Below are 14,881 nucleotides of genomic sequence, written 5' to 3'. Positions count from 1 at the left end.
CGAAGTCGGCGCAGGCGCCGGCCAGCGGCAAGGCGACAACTCAGAAGGATTAACAACAACTCGCTTCACCGGCCAAGATAATTGACGCCGACCGGCCAAGATAGTTGACGCAAACCACGCTACGCACGCAATTGTTCAAGCAGTGTATGGGGGAAGCTGGGCCGCAGGCGTTTGGGGATATGGAGAAGACATTCTCAAACTGGAAGGACAAAATGAAAACCAACCATGACTTAAGGGCATCCTACAGCGCCTTGGAAAGTCAGCTCTTACCCTTCCATGTTGACCGGAAACCAGGTTCTCCTGTCGTATGAACATTCAGAGAAAATGGTTTCGATTATTGGCCATGAGCGTTTTGCTAACACTAATTGTTGTGGGAACGCGCCTTTACCTCCACCACCAGGAATACCAAACCATGCATGCCATGCCAGCAGGACTCTACAGTTTCAAGCTCACCGATCCCCTGCCAGTTTGCGACCGCTGGAAACAACATATGCCGGCCTATCGCGATCCTGATGCTTACCGCCTCTACATTGCGGCGCGCCAAGTTTGGCGCAGCAAGATCGAATGGGAACTGAGCCGAGAAGAAGCGCAGCGCATCCTGACGGACGTCAGGCTGGCCGCAGACAAGGGTGACTGGGGTGCCAAGGCGCTATTGGCCTATTTCTAGGGCCTCGGCCCGCTGCCGTCGAACCATGTGCAGGATCCTGACCCGCATCAGGCCGTGGCGATCGCGCGGCAGGCGGCAGCGCTAGGTCAGCCCTGGGGTTTGTATGACTTGGGCGTGGCGTACGAGCACGGCTACGGCGGCGCGCATTACGACACGGATATCGCCTGGGCCTACTACGTAAAGGCGGCACAGTTGGGCAGCCCTGAAGCACAGCTGGCGCTGGCCGATGCCTATCAAGAAGCAGGCAGGCTGGCTGGCTGGCTGGCTGGCGGACGAGGAAACCATGCTTGCGTGCGCCTATCTCCAAGGACATGGCGCCGCCGCATACAGGCTCGGCATACGGGCAAAGACAAAGAAGAAATATGCAGAAGCGCTAAGCATGTATCAAGAAGGCAGCAAATTTGGAAATCATGACAGCGCAACAGCCCTCTACTTATTTTTTTCTGATGGTCAATTTAATGCAAAAAATGAAGAGGAAAAGGAAATCATGAATGCGTTGGGTGCGCACGCCGACCCCGAACGCGCCAGCCGCTACAAAGCCATCGCCGACGCTCTGGAAATCAACCCCGATCTCAAACTCGGACGCCTGGATGAGGTACTGCCGTTGCCGCCGACCAAGCTGCCCGTATGGAACGGTGTGGCAGATGCGCTGACGCCGGCATCCACGGCGCCGCCCACATATTGACCGCAACGAGCACGCGCACTGCGTTTTTTGCCCCATATCAAGCCCAGCACAACAAGCGCCACGCTATTGACGAACGAAGGCACCCATGCTGAAAGCGCACTGAAATAAAAAAGCCGCGCCCCCTTGCGGATGGCGCGGCTTTCAGTCAGCGCTAACGATCAGGCTTTACGTTGTGCTACCGCATCGACCACGCACAGCGCCGTCATGTTGACGATACGGCGCACGGTGGCCGATGGCGTCAAAATGTGCACGGGCTTGGCGCAGCCGAGCAGGATCGGGCCCACGGCGACACCGTTGCCGGCAGCCACTTTCACCAGGTTGTAGGCGATGTTGGCCGACTCGATGTTCGGCATGACCAGCAGGTTGGCGTCGTGCTTCAGTGCCGAATGGGGCATGATTTTTTGACGCAGCTTGGTGTCGAGCGCCGTATCGCCGTGCATTTCGCCATCGATTTCCAGGTCCGGCGCGCGTTCCTTGATGATGGCCAGCGCGGCGCGCATCTTTTGCGCCGAGGCGCTGTCGCTGGAACCGAAGTTCGAGTGCGACAGCAAGGCGGCGCGCGGCGACAGGCCGAAACGCGTCATTTCTTCGGCAGCCATGATGGTGATCTCGGCCAATTGCTCGGCGTCCGGATTCTCGTTGACGTGCGTGTCGACCATCACCAATTGGCGTTCCGGCATGATCAAGACGTTCATGGCCGCATACACATTGCTGCCGGCGCGCTTGCCCAGCACCTGGTCGATGTATTTCAGGTGCAGCTGGGTGGTGCCGAAGGTGCCGCAGATCATGCCGTCGGCGTCGCCCTTGTGAATCATCATCGAGCCGATCAGGGTGTGGCGGCGGCGCATTTCCAGCTTCGCGTATTCCTCGGTGACGCCCTTGCGGCTGGTCATCTCGTAATACGTATTCCAGTAAGCGCGATAGCGTTCGTCGAAATCCGGGTTGATGACATCGAAGTCGACGCCCTGTTTCAGGCGCAGGCCGAACTTCTGGATGCGCGCTTCCAGCACGGGCGGGCGGCCCACCAGGATAGGACGCGCCAGTTTTTCATCCACCACCACTTGCACGGCGCGCAGCACGCGCTCTTCTTCGCCTTCGGCGTAGACGATGCGTTTGAGTTCGGCCGGCGTCGACTTGGCCATCAGGAACAGCGGTTTCATGAAGGTGCCGCTGCGGTAGACGAATTGCTGCAGGCTGTCGGCGTACGCTTGCAAGTCCTTGATCGGACGCGTGGCGACGCCCGATTCCTCGGCTGCCTTGGCCACCGCTGGCGCGATCTTGATCAACAAACGGGGATCGAACGGCATCGGGATCAGGTATTCAGGACCGAACGACAGGTTGCTGATGCCATACGTGGTGGCCACGATGTCCGACTGCTCGGCATGCGCCAGGTCGGCGATCGCATGCACCACGGCAATTTCCATTTCGCGCGTGATGGTCGTCGCACCGCAATCGAGGGCGCCGCGGAAGATGTAGGGGAAGCACAGCACGTTATTCACCTGGTTCGGGTAGTCCGAACGGCCGGTGGCGATGATGGCGTCGCTGCGCACGGCCTTGACGTCTTCTGGCAGGATTTCCGGATTCGGGTTGGCCAGCGCCAGGATCAACGGGTTCGGCGCCATCTTGCGCACCATGTCTTGTTTCAGCACGCCGCCGGCGGACACGCCGAGGAAAATGTCGGCATCCGGGATGATCTCGGCCAAGGTGCGCAGCGGCGTATCTTGCGCGAAGCGTTCCTTGTCCGGGTCCATCAGTTCCGTGCGGCCCTTGTAGACCACGCCGGCCAGATCGGTGACGTAGATGTTTTTCAGGGGGAAGCCCAGGTCGACGATCAGGTCCAGGCAGGCCAGCGCTGCGGCGCCCGCGCCCGAAACCACCAGCTTGCACTCTTCGATTTTCTTGCCGACGGCTTTCAGGCCGTTCAGGATGGCCGCGCCGACGATGATGGCGGTGCCGTGCTGGTCGTCATGGAAGACGGGAATCTTCATGCGGTCGCGCAGCTGGCGCTCGATGTAGAAGCACTCGGGCGCCTTGATGTCTTCCAGGTTGATGCCGCCGAAGGTCGGTTCCAGAGAGGCGATGATGTCGACCAGCTTGTCCGGGTCCATCTCGTTGATTTCGATGTCGAAGACGTCGATGCCGGCGAACTTCTTGAACAGCACGCCCTTGCCTTCCATCACCGGCTTGGCGGCCAGCGGGCCGATATTGCCCAGTCCCAGCACGGCCGTGCCGTTGGTGATGACGGCAACCAGGTTGCCGCGCGCCGTATATTTATAGGCATTTGCCGGATCGATGACGATTTCTTCACAGGGAGCGGCCACGCCTGGCGAGTAGGCCAGCGCCAGGTCGCGCTGGTTGGTCAGTTGTTTGGTGGGCGTCACGCTGATTTTGCCGGGGCGCGGGCACTCGTGATATTCGAGTGCGGCCAAGCGCAATTGTTGACGCAATTCTTCTTTTTTATCAGATGACGAATCCATGCTGTGCTGCCTTCCTGTTTGGTCGATCGGGTGTTCCGGATTTTATCAGACCGATACTTTCAATTAGCTAGGTATTTTCCGCTAGCCACAGTCTGATATCACGAAAACGCATAACCTAGCATTGTAAGGCCACTCGCTTGCGCAAACGGAGATAGCAACAAAAACTATCGCATTCTCATTTTTAATTAATTTTAAGAATCACCTTGCGATGTCCAGCCGCGCCCCCGGCGCGAAGCGCAAGGCGATCAGCAATAGCAGCAGCACGCCGCCCGCCATCACCATCCACGCCTGGGCCAGGCTGGACGAATGCTGGCGGATCAGGCCGGCAATGAAGGGCATGCTGCTGGCGATGATGTAGCCACCGCCCTGCACAAAGCCCAGCAGCGCACCCGCGCCGGCGGGATCGCGTACGTGGTCCATGCTGACGATCAGGGACAGGGGAAACAGCGCGCCGATGCCGCAGCCCAGCAAGGCCACGGCGGGCAGCGCCAGTTGCTTTGGCGCTACGATCAGGCAAGCCAGGCCGCCCAGCACGGCCAGCAGCACAGTGAACAACAGGATGCGGCGGTCGGGAAAGCGGTTGATGATGCTGGAAATAAATAATCCTGCCAGCACTTCCACCAGGGTCAGGGCGCCCAGCAGCAAGCCGCTGTCGGCCGCGCTCCAGCCCAGCTCCGTGTAGAACGGCGGCAGCCAGGCCAGCACCAGGGTGTAGGCGCCCGTGCCGATGCCGAAAAACACCATCAGCAGCCAGGCGCGGCCGCTGCCCACGGGCAAGCTGGCGCCTGCGCCATGCGACACCTCCACGCGCGCTGCCGTCGCGCGGCGCCACAGCAGCGCGGCGGCCACCGCAGGCAGCGCCCACAGCGCCAGCAGTGCATTCCAGCCCAGCGACTGCGCCAGCGGTGAAGCGGACGCGGCAGCAATGGCCGCGCCACCCATGATGCCTGTCGTATACAAGCCCATCAGCTGGCCCGCCTGTTCGGGGAAATGGCGTTTGATGAACGATGGTAACAGCGCCTGCACCAGTGCGATGCCCAGGCCGCCCAGGGCCGCCGTGGCGATCAGGCCCGCGCTGCCATGCAGGGGCCAGCGCAGGGCGCAGGCGCAAGCGATGATGGCGATGCCCAGCGTGATGCCGCGCGCCACGCCCAGGCGGCGCTGCAACTGCGCGCCAGCCAGGGCGCACACGCCCATGGCGAACACCGGCACGGTGGTCAGCAAGCCGGCGTCGGCATTGCTGATGCCGGTACTGGCCTGGATGCTGTCGAGCAAGGGACCGATGGCGGCCAGGATGGGCCGCAGGTTCAGGCCCAGCAAGATAATGGCGGCCACCAGCAGGGCGGGCGAGCAAAGGTGGGGTGATGCAGGTCGTTCGGAGGGCATGGGATAGTCCTTGCCCCGCAGGGAGGCACATGGTTTAATGCGTCATTAAATATAACTCGATGAAAAGTATCTTAGCATAAAGATAGATTATATCTCGACACCAAGATAAACAGGAATCCCATGACGACGAACCCGCAAGAACATCTGCGCGCGCAATTTGCGGCAGAACAATGGCAGCGCGAGCTGCCACAGATGGACACGCATGCCATGCAACTGGTGGGACAGCTGGGCACGGTGGCGCAGCTGATGGCGCGCGACTGGCTCAATCCCTTGTTTGCCGAACACGGCTTGCAGCCGGGCGAATTCGACGTGCTGGCCACCCTGCGCCGTTCGGGCGCGCCCTATGCGCTCACGCCCACCGCCCTGTACGAAGCGGCGATGCTGTCCTCGGGCGGCATGACCAACCGCATCGACCGCCTGGAAGCGGCGGGCCTGATCGAACGGCAGAAGCACCCCACCGACCGGCGCGGCGTGCTGGTGGCCTTGACGCCCAAGGGATTGGCATTGATCGAGCAATTGGTACTGTTGCATGTGGACAACGAGCGCCGCATGCTATCGCCCCTGAGCGCGGACGAGCAGCACCAGCTCGACCAGTTGCTGGGCAAGCTGCTGCAGGGCATGGCCCAGGCAAAACGGGATGTATAAGCAATTCGCGCAGCGCGCCATCTGTCAGAAAGACCAGCAACCCGGCATGGAAGCCGGGTTGCTGCGAGTGACGCTCATCGTGGCTGTATTGGCGCTGATCAAGCGCTAGCATTGCCGGGCCGCACGCCAGCCTATAATAGCCGGGCCACACCCCTTACCCACCAGCAGACGAGCCATGGCCCCACACGACGCGCTTTCCGAATTCGACCTGATCAAACAGTATTTTGTACGCCAACGCCCCGGCCGCGCCACTTTGGGCATCGGCGACGATTGCGCGCTGCTCACACCCTGTGCGGGCAAGCAGATCGCCATTTCGTCGGACATGCTGGTCGAGGACCGGCATTTCTTTGCCGGCGCCGACGCGCGCATGCTCGGGCATAAAAGCCTGGCCGTGAACCTGTCCGACCTGGCCGCCATGGGCGCGCGTCCCGTGGCGTTCACCCTGGCGCTGGCGCTGCCGCAAGCGCAGCGCGCCTGGCTGGCCGGCTTTGCCGACGGCCTGTTTGCGCTGGCCGACGCGTTTGGCTGCGAGTTGATCGGCGGCGACACCACCAAGGGCCCGTTAAATATCTGCATTACCGTGTTTGGCGAACTGGCGCCAGGCCAGGCCCTGCGCCGCAGCGCGGCCGTGGCGGGTGACGATATCTGGGTCAGCGGTACCCTGGGCGACGCGCGCCTGGCGCTGGCCGGCTACCGCATGGAACAGCAACTGTCTCCCGCCGACCTGCTGACGGCCGCCGCGCGCCTGCACACGCCCACGCCGCGCGTGGCGCTGGGCTGCGCCCTGGCCGAACAGGGCCTGGCGCATGCGGCCATCGACATCTCGGACGGCCTGGTGGGCGACCTTGGCCACATATTAAAGGCATCAGGCGTGGGCGCCACCCTCGACGTCGATGCCCTGCCGGCCGGCCCGATACTGGCGCGGCAAGCCACGCTGCTGCGCCGCCGCTACACGGCCGCCGGCGGCGACGACTACGAACTGTGCTTCACGGCACCGGCCTCCTCGCGCGACGCCATCGCCGCCCTGGCGACAAGCTGCGGCACGCCGGCCACGCGCGTGGGCCGCATCGAAGCGGCACCGGGCTTGCGCCTGGTGGATGCAAAGGGGCTGCCGCTCGATTTGCAGTTATCGTCTTTCGACCACTTCAGCGACTGAGTTAGCGAAGCTAGCGCACCGCCACCCGTGCCAATCCCGGCTGGTTCACCATCCAGTAGTGCTGGAAGGCCAGGCGGATGTTGTCGCGCAGCTCGGTGTCGTCCCAGGGCTTGGTATAAAAACGGTAGATGGCGCCCCGGTTGATCGAGTCGAGCACCGCTTCCAGGCCCGTGTAGCCGGACAAGATGATGCGGATGGTTTCCGGGTACAGTTCCTTGACCTTGCTCAAGAACTCCGTACCGCTCATGCTCGGCATGCGCTGGTCGCAGACGATCACGTGCACGCGGTGCAGCGCCAGCATTTCAAAGCCCTCGGCCGGCGTGCTGGCCGTGAGAATCTGATAACCATCGGGGCGGAACAGCCGGTGCAAGGATGACAGCACGTTGACGTCGTCATCGACGATGAGCAAGGTTTGCGCCGGCTGGGCGGCCGGGTCGTGGCCGGGCGGCAGGCCGGCGCCGGCGACGATCATCTGCCCCAGCTCCAGCGCCGGCAGGGCGCGGCTGAAATAGAAGCCCTGGATTTCATCGCAGCGGTTGCGCCGCAGGTATTCCAGCTGCGGGCGCGATTCCACGCCCTCGGCCACCACGCTCAGTTTCAGGCTGTGCGCCATGCTGATGATGGCCAGCGCGATGGCTGCGTCGTTCGGATTGCTGGTGATGTTGCGCACGAAGGCGATGTCGATCTTCAGCTTGTCGATGGGGAAGCGCTGCAGATATGCCAGGCTGGAGTAACCGGTGCCGAAATCGTCGATGGCCACCTTGACGCCGATTTTCTTCAATTTGCCCAGCACCACGATGGTGCGCTCGGCGTTCGACATCAGCGCCGTTTCCGTCAACTCCAGCTCCAGCAGCTCGGGCGCCACGCCATGCTGGGCCAGCGCGCGCGTTACTTCACCGCCCAGGTCGCCTTCGGCAAACTGGCGGCTCGATACGTTTACGGCCACGTGCACCGGCCCCACTTCGCTGTCGCGCCACTCGGCGATCTGGCGGCAGGCGGCCTGGATCACCCAGGCGCCCACGCGCACGATCAGGCCCGTGTCTTCCAGCACCGGCACGAATTCGGCCGGCGCCACCAGGCCGTAGCCGGGACGGCGCCAGCGCAGCAGCGCTTCCACGCCGCTGATGCGGCCGGTGCGCAAATGCACCTTTGGCTGGTAGTACAGGATGAACTGCTCGTGCTCGAGCGCATGGCGCAGCGCCAGTTCCAGGTCCAGGCGCGCCAGCACCTGCACGTTCATACCGGCCGTAAAAAACCGGTAGCCGTCACGCCCCGCCTGCTTGGCGCCGCCCATGGCCGTATTGGCGTACTTGATCAAGGTTTCCGGGTCGGTGGCATCGTCGGGATACATGGCGATGCCGATGCTGGCCGTCAGGGTGGCTGCGTGGCCATGCAGGTCGAATGGCGCGCGCAAGGCTTCGCGCACCTGGTTGGCCACCGCCACGGCCTCCTGCTGGTTGCGGCTCATGGTCAGGATGAGCGCGAATTCGTCGTTACCCAGGCGCCCCACCGTATCGCGCAGGCGCACGCATTCGACCAGGCGGTTGCTGAACTGGCGCAGCAGTTCGTCGCCCAGCGCCGCGCCCAGCGTATCGTTGATGCTTTTAAAACGGTCCAGCGCGATGAACAGCACCACGATGCGCCAGCTTTTCTCCTGCGCCAGTTCGACGGCCTGGGCCAGCGTCTGGTAAAACAGGCTACGGTTCGGCAGCCCCGTCAAGCTGTCGTAATGGGCCAGGTGCTTCAGGCGCTCCTGCGCCTGGCGCCGCTCGCTGATGTCGCGCGCCACGGCGATCAGCAGCAAGCCGCCCGTGGCAGCCCCCCCCGCCATGGGCGATTGCGCATGCCAGTGCCAGCCCAGCTCCACGGGCACCAGGCTCAAGTCGCGCCGAACCAGTTCGCATTCCGTCACTTCCGTGGCCCGATGGGCCGAGCCACCCTGCAGCGCGGCCAGTGGCGCCGGCGGTGGCGGTGGCAGCAGGGCGCCAGGCGCCAGCGACAGCAGCTGGCTGCGCGTGTATCCCAGCAGGCGGCAGGCGCCGTCATTCGCGTCGACCAGCGCCATGCCCAGCACGTCGACGAGGAAAATGGCGTCGGTGGTGGCGTCGATGGCGCCGCGAAAGCGCTGCAATTCGGCCGTGCGCTGGCCCACCGTGCGTTCGAGCAGCGCATTGTAGTGGCGCGCGGCGCGGTGCAGCAGGCGCACTTCGAGCATGTTGCGGATGCGCGTGAGCACTTCGAGCGCATCGAAAGGCTTGCTGATGAAGTCGCGCGCGCCCGCTTCCAGCGCCGCCAGCTTGGCGTCCGGGTCGGCGGTAATCACCAGCACGGGCAGATAGCCTTCCAGCTCCAGCGGGCGCAGCGCATCCATCACGGCATGGCCGCTCATGGCGGGCATCACCATGTCGAGAATGATCAAATCATACTGGTGGCGCTGGTGCAGCCCCGCCACGGCGCACGCGTCGAGCGTGCTCGATAGCGCCGTGTAGCCGCCGCTTTCCAGCAGATGTTCGAGCAGGCGCAAATTGACTTCCTGGTCATCGACGATGAGGATTTTCGCGCCATAGATGTCGGCCTGGCTGATCATGGCGCACCCCTGCCTTTCTGCCGGCGCTGCTGCGCCACATGGGCCAGCGCGCTGTTGATCGCCGCGTTGAATTCATCGACGTTGAGCGGCTTGGTCAGATAGCGGTAAAAGCCCAGCGCCATGCTGCGTTCCACGTCGCCCGGCATGGCATTGGCCGTCAGGGCGATGACGGGAATATGCGCCGTGCGCGGGTCGGCGCGCAGCAGTTTCAAGGCATCGATGCCATTCATGGTGGGCAGGTTGATATCCATCAAGATCAGCTGCGGCAAGTGGCTGCGCGCCATCTCCACGCCCAGGCGGCCATCCTTGGCCGTCAACAGCTGCAACTGCGGACAATAGCGCACGATTTCCTCGACCAGGGTCAGGTTGGCGGGATTGTCTTCCACGTACAGCAAGGTCACGGGGGCGCTGTTGTCGAGCAGCGCGCCGGCCAGGTCCGGCCGCGGCAGGAGCGGCGGCGCGGGCAGGGGCAGGCTGTCGGCCGCGCGCAGCTCGATCCAGAACGTGCTGCCCACGCCAGCCTCGCTGGCCACGCCGATGCTGCCATCCATCAGTTCCACCAGGCGCTTGGTGACCACCAGGCCGATGCCGCTGCCCTCTTGCGTGCCGCCTTCCTGGCCCAGGCGGTTGAAGGGCTGGAACAGCAGCGCCAGCTGTTCGTTATCGAGGCCGATGCCCGTGTCGCGCACGCTGATGCGCACGCGCCCACCCGGCTGCGGCGCGCACTCGATGCTGATCTTGCCTTGCTCGCGGTTGTACTTGAGCGCATTCGACAGCAGATTCAACAGAATCTGCTTCAAACGCGTGCGGTCGGCCAGCACAGTCAGTGTGCATTCGGAGGGAAACCCTATGCCGATGCCGCGCTGGCTGGCCAGCGGCGCGATCATGTCGCGGCATTCCTGCAAGATGGCGTGCAGCGCCACCGGTTCCAGCGATAGGCTGACGGTGCCCGATTCGACCTTCGCCAGGTCGAGGATTTCATTGATCAAGGTCAACAAGTGGCGTCCCGATTTCAAGATATGGCCGGCAAACTCCTTCTTTTGCGCCAGGGTCGACGGCAGGCGCTCGGAGCTGAGGATTTGCGCAAAGCCCAGGATGGCATTCAGGGGCGTGCGCAATTCGTGGCTCATCGACGATAAAAATGCCGACTTGGCATAGTTGGCGCTGCGCGCCTCTTCCATCGCCATGGCCAGCTCGCCATTCGTCATTTCCAGCTGCACCGTGCGCTCGTGCACGCGCACTTCCAGGTCCTGGTTCAGGCGCATGACTTCCTGCTGCGCCTGGGCACGCTGCCCGGCCTCGCGCGCCAGCTCGCCGTTCGAGCGCTCCAGCGCCTGCGTACGGTGCTCGATCTCGGCCAGCATCATATTGAAGGAATCGACCAGCTGCGCCACTTCGTCGGCACTGAGTTTGCGCGCGCGGCGCGAATAGTCGCCCGTCTCGATCACCTCGCGCGCCACGTCGGCGATGTCGAGAATGGGCTGCGTGATCACGTGATCGAGGCGGCGCAGCAGCAGCAAGGCTACCAGCAGCGCCAGCACCGTCACGCCCAGCGCGATGGCCAGGTAATCGACCGTACGCCCCGCCAGTTCATAGTCGGCGCGCAGATAGACGGTGCCCAGCAGCTCGCCATTGTCGACGATGGGCTTGAACAGTTCGACCGATTTGCCCGCGATGCTTTCGCCTTCCTTGCCGGCCTGCGCCGGCAGCGGCCCCGTCTGCGCGTTCGCGCGGTAGCTGGCAAACAGGCTGCCGTCGGCCTTGTACAGGGCACCGGCCGTCACGCGCGGGCGGATGCGCAGCAGATTGAGGTTTTCCAGCGCCAAGCGTTCATCGTCGAAGGCCAGCGCGGCCGAACTCATGTGCCCCAGCAACTCGGCCTGGGTGCTGATATCGGCCACCAGGTTGCGGTGGTAGCTGCGCAAGTCGTACACGACGATGGTGCCCAGCGAGATGACGAGCGCCACCAGGGTGGTCAGCAAGACAACCGACATGAGCTTGCGGCGGATGGAACGCAGTCTGATCATGCGCCGCCCGTCTGCACGCGGTAGGCGGCCAGCAGCATGCGCGCACTGATGCGGATATGCGCCTGCGCCACGGGTTTCAAGGCCACGTCGAAGCGCACCTTGTCGTCGGCCATCACAAAATTGATCATGCTGCCCATCGCGTAGACCTCATCCGAATCGGATACCGTCAGCAGCGCCAGGCCGCGGCTGGCGGCCAGCATTTCCTGCAGGGCCGGCTTGTCCAGCGCACCCAGGTACAGCACGTGCAAGCCGGCCAGCGGCTCGCCGCGCCGCACTTTCCTGACCTGCACGCTGCGCCCGTTGACGCTACGGCCGGCCACGCTCAGTTCGAGCTGCTCGGCCAGCGCATCGGCGCCGGCCACGCCGATCACCAGTGGTGCGTCGGGACGGCCAAAGCTGCCGTCAGGCCACTCGACATACCCGGCAAACTTGTACAGATAGGCGGCCTTCACCTGGCGCTCCAGGTCCTCCGGCACCTGCGCCTGCGCACCGGCATACAGCACGCTCAGGAGCAGCAATAGCCAGCCCCAGCGGATGGGGCTGCCGCTGGCACCACGCAAGGAGCTACGCAGCGGGCCATGCTGCTGCCGCCGCCAGGTCCAGTTCAGAAGTGCCATGGCAACCGAGTAAAGATGATGCATGCGAAGGCGTGGCGCCATGCCGCGCCGCTATTCGGACGATGCCAGCAAGTTTGGCGCAGCGGCAGAGCACCTGCCGCTCCATATTAGTAGCAAATGTATAAACGAGTGTACGCATTTTCGCTGCTAGCGGGGAAAGTTTCTTTTGCCCCAGGCCATGCTACAGTCACGCCTCTTCCCCCATGCACGCAGGAATCAACGATGAGCAAGGCACTCTTCACTCTCTCCACCGCAGTGGGCCAGGCCTTGCGGGCACGCGGCCTGCTGCTGGCCACGGCAGAATCGTGCACGGGCGGCGGCGTGGCGCAGGCCGTCACGGAAGTCAACGGTTCAAGCGCCTGGTTCGAGTGCGGCTTCGTCACCTATTCGAACGCCGCCAAGAGCAGCATGCTGGGCGTGCCGGCCACCTTGATCACCGCACATGGCGCCGTCAGCGAAGAAGTGGCCGCCGCCATGGCGCAAGGCACGCTGGCCCACAGCGCGGCCCAAGTGGCCATCTCGACCACGGGCATCGCCGGTCCCACGGGCGGCGTGCCCGGCAAGCCCGTCGGCACCGTCTGCTTCGGCTGGGCCATGGGCGAGCGCGTCCTCACGCAGCGGCTGGTATTTGCCGGCGACCGCCAGGCCGTGCGCGAGCAGGCGGTGGCGCACGCCTTGCAGGGGCTGTTGCTTTTTATTAAATAGCGTCGGCGATGCAGGCGCGGTCGCGGCCCGCCTGTTTCGCCGCATACAGGGCGCTGTCGGCGCGCATCAGCAATTCGTGGCGGCCGGCGCCGTGGCGCGGATATTCGGCGATGCCGGCCGAAAAGGTGCAGCCCGTCAGGCTGTGCGGCGCCTGGCGGATCAGCAACTGGCGGTAGCGCGCAGCGATGTCGTCGATCTTGTGCGCCGCGATGGCGCTGTCGGCTTCGCGCAACAGCAGGCAGAATTCCTCGCCGCCATAGCGGCACAGCATGTCGCTGCCGCGCAGCTGGCTTTCCACCAGGCGCGCGAACTGGATCAGCACCTCATCGCCAAAGTTGTGCCCATACGTATCGTTGACGCGCTTGAAGAAATCCAGGTCGATGATGGCGATGGCCACGGGGGCATCGGCAGCGGCATCGTGCAAGATGGCGTTCAGACAGGTTTCGAAATGGCGGCGGTTGTACAGGCCCGTCAGATGGTCGCGCATGGCCTGCTCCTTCAGGCTGTCCTGCAGCGAATTGACATGCAGGATCTGGTGCGCCAGCTCGCGGTTCAGGTGCTCGAGCTTGACGTTTTCCGACTCGCGCGCCGCCTGCAGCTCCAGCGCCTTGTCGCGCTCTGCCTTCAGGCCCTGCATTTCCTTTTCCAGGTTGCGCATCAGGCTGCGCGAGGCGCGCGCCGACTTGCTGCTGGCCTCGAACGCGGCCTGGTATTGCTGCAGGAAACCATACGCGGTTTGCCACTCGCCCAGCTGGGCATTGATATCGGACAAGCCGCGCAAGATCTGCTGCCGGTGGAACGGATTGCGCGTCCAGCTCAGCAGGCTGTGCGCCTGCGTCAGCGAAGCCAGCGCCTGCGCCGTCTGGCCCGCATGCAAGTCGAGCTTGCCGCGCACCAGCCAGGCGTGCATCTGCTCTTCCAGGTCCTGGCCCCGGCGCGCGTAGTCCTCGGCGCGCAGCAGCAACTGCAGGGCGCTGGCGGGCTGCTGCAGCAGGATGGCGGCATGGGCGGCGATGCAGAACAGAAAGGCGCGGATGGCCAGGTCTTCTTCCGGCCACTCGTAAAACGGTTCGACCAGCGCCAGCGCCTCGGCCGGCTTGCCCGTGGCCAGCAAACACATGGCCAGGTTGGCCGAGACGATGGTTTGCTGGTATTTCAGCTTTTGCGTGCCGATGATATCGAGCGCCTCCACCAGCAGCGGAATGGCGTCTTCATCATTGCCCAGGTCGTGCTGCGACGAGGCCAGGTTCGACAGGCTGTTGACGCGGTGCGCGAGGCTGCCAAAGCGCTCGGCGATGTCGAGCGCCAGTAAAAAATTGCGCGGGCCGTCCTGCGTGTCGCCACGGTTCAGGGCATCGACGCCCAGGCGCGCGTACAACATGAATTTATGCAAGGAATCGGGAATCTGCGCGGCCTGGCTGCGGGCCTGCAGGAAATGCTGCTCGGCATCGGCAAACTCGCCACGCCGGCTCGCATAGGCGCCCTGCAGGGCTGACACTTCCATGCCGCCTTCAAGGTCGCCCGTCTGCTGGAAATGCTCGCGCAAGCGTTCGCACGACGGTTCGGTCTCGCCCGCGTAATATGCCAGCCAGCAATGATTGAGTTCGGCATACGCAGTGCCGCGCGCATACTGCTGGCGCTGCGCCACCGCCAGCGCCATGTGCGCCAGATGCCGCGCCTGGCGGCGGTTGCCGACCAGGCAAGACAGCGCCTGCTGATTGAGGCGGTCTATGTCGGCTTTATCGAGACTGGAGATCGGCACTGCGTCCTCGTTCACACTCTGGGGTGGATTTTTCACACAAAAATTGCTCTGCATCAATGGTATCCTGATCAACATCATAACCAGATTCGCTGTCCCGCATGGCAAATTTGCAAACGATTGTGGTAAAAATGCCAGTCGTGGCCTGGCCGGGCGCAATCGCCGCTGTC

Annotated in this window: 11 protein-coding genes; 5 read left to right on the top strand and 6 right to left on the bottom strand. The window is 63.6% G+C overall.

From position 1 onward, the window contains the following. Positions 1 to 307 precede the first annotated feature (307 nt). Positions 308 to 667: a hypothetical protein gene (locus tag ACQ4W6_RS10315; RefSeq protein WP_436567090.1), complete on the top strand. Its 360-nt coding sequence runs from the start codon at positions 308 to 310 to the stop codon at positions 665 to 667. Positions 668 to 893: 226 nt separating this feature from the next. Next, a complete protein-coding gene (locus ACQ4W6_RS10310) occupies positions 894 to 1,352 on the top strand; it encodes a DUF6396 domain-containing protein (protein WP_436567089.1) in 459 nt (152 codons plus the stop codon). Positions 1,353 to 1,510: 158 nt separating this feature from the next. On the opposite strand, the gene ACQ4W6_RS10305 is transcribed toward ACQ4W6_RS10310, so the two are convergent. Together ACQ4W6_RS10305 and ACQ4W6_RS10300 are read right to left on the bottom strand one after the other, a co-directional pair. Beyond that, the gene (locus ACQ4W6_RS10305) at positions 1,511 to 3,829 is read right to left on the bottom strand and encodes an NADP-dependent malic enzyme (RefSeq protein ID WP_436567088.1); all 2,319 of its coding nucleotides are present in this window, start codon (positions 3,827 to 3,829) and stop codon (positions 1,511 to 1,513) included. Between the two features lie 198 nt (positions 3,830 to 4,027). After that, positions 4,028 to 5,215 carry an MFS transporter gene (locus ACQ4W6_RS10300; RefSeq protein ID WP_436567087.1) on the bottom strand — a complete coding sequence of 396 codons (1,188 nt, stop codon included), beginning with the start codon at positions 5,213 to 5,215 and terminating at the stop codon, positions 4,028 to 4,030. Between the two features lie 120 nt (positions 5,216 to 5,335). On the opposite strand from ACQ4W6_RS10300, the gene ACQ4W6_RS10295 reads away from it, so the two are divergent. Continuing rightward, on the top strand, positions 5,336 to 5,860 hold the full coding sequence (locus tag ACQ4W6_RS10295) for a MarR family winged helix-turn-helix transcriptional regulator (protein WP_436567086.1): 525 nt from the start codon (positions 5,336 to 5,338) through the stop codon (positions 5,858 to 5,860). A gap of 175 nt (positions 5,861 to 6,035) precedes the next feature. Then, positions 6,036 to 7,016, top strand: coding sequence for a thiamine-phosphate kinase (thiL, locus tag ACQ4W6_RS10290; RefSeq protein ID WP_436567085.1), 981 nt, complete (start codon positions 6,036 to 6,038; stop codon positions 7,014 to 7,016). A 10-nt stretch (positions 7,017 to 7,026) separates the two neighbouring features. Here the strand turns inward: thiL and ACQ4W6_RS10285 are convergent, their stop codons facing one another. From ACQ4W6_RS10285 to ACQ4W6_RS10275, 3 genes are read right to left on the bottom strand one after another with little or no spacing between them, the layout of a single operon-like run. Continuing rightward, entirely contained in the window at positions 7,027 to 9,603 is a 2,577-nt protein-coding gene (locus ACQ4W6_RS10285) for an EAL domain-containing protein (protein WP_436567084.1), read from the bottom strand. Continuing rightward, complete coding sequence (locus tag ACQ4W6_RS10280; protein WP_436567083.1) at positions 9,600 to 11,630, bottom strand: sensor histidine kinase, YfiR-like protein-associated; 2,031 nt, start codon at positions 11,628 to 11,630, stop codon at positions 9,600 to 9,602. Before ACQ4W6_RS10280 ends, ACQ4W6_RS10285 begins: the two co-directional genes overlap by 4 nt. Next, entirely contained in the window at positions 11,627 to 12,247 is a 621-nt protein-coding gene (locus ACQ4W6_RS10275; protein WP_436567082.1) for a TOL_0243 family YfiR-like periplasmic protein, read from the bottom strand. The genes ACQ4W6_RS10280 and ACQ4W6_RS10275 overlap by 4 nt, the downstream gene beginning before the upstream one ends. A 222-nt stretch (positions 12,248 to 12,469) precedes the next feature. On the opposite strand from ACQ4W6_RS10275, the gene ACQ4W6_RS10270 reads away from it, so the two are divergent. Further along, positions 12,470 to 12,952, top strand: a complete 483-nt coding sequence (locus ACQ4W6_RS10270; RefSeq protein ID WP_436567081.1) for a CinA family protein — start codon at positions 12,470 to 12,472, stop codon at positions 12,950 to 12,952. Here the strand turns inward: ACQ4W6_RS10270 and ACQ4W6_RS10265 are convergent. Next, positions 12,945 to 14,714: a GGDEF domain-containing protein gene (locus ACQ4W6_RS10265; protein ID WP_436567080.1), complete on the bottom strand. Its 1,770-nt coding sequence runs from the start codon at positions 14,712 to 14,714 to the stop codon at positions 12,945 to 12,947. The two genes, ACQ4W6_RS10270 and ACQ4W6_RS10265, sit on opposite strands and share 8 nt — an antisense overlap. Positions 14,715 to 14,881 lie beyond the last annotated feature (167 nt).

The organism is Janthinobacterium woesei, assembly GCF_051380875.1.
GTDB lineage: Bacteria > Pseudomonadota > Gammaproteobacteria > Burkholderiales > Burkholderiaceae_D > Janthinobacterium.
Note: the sequence above shows the minus strand (reverse complement) of the source record. Positions and strands in the feature narration are given on the sequence as shown.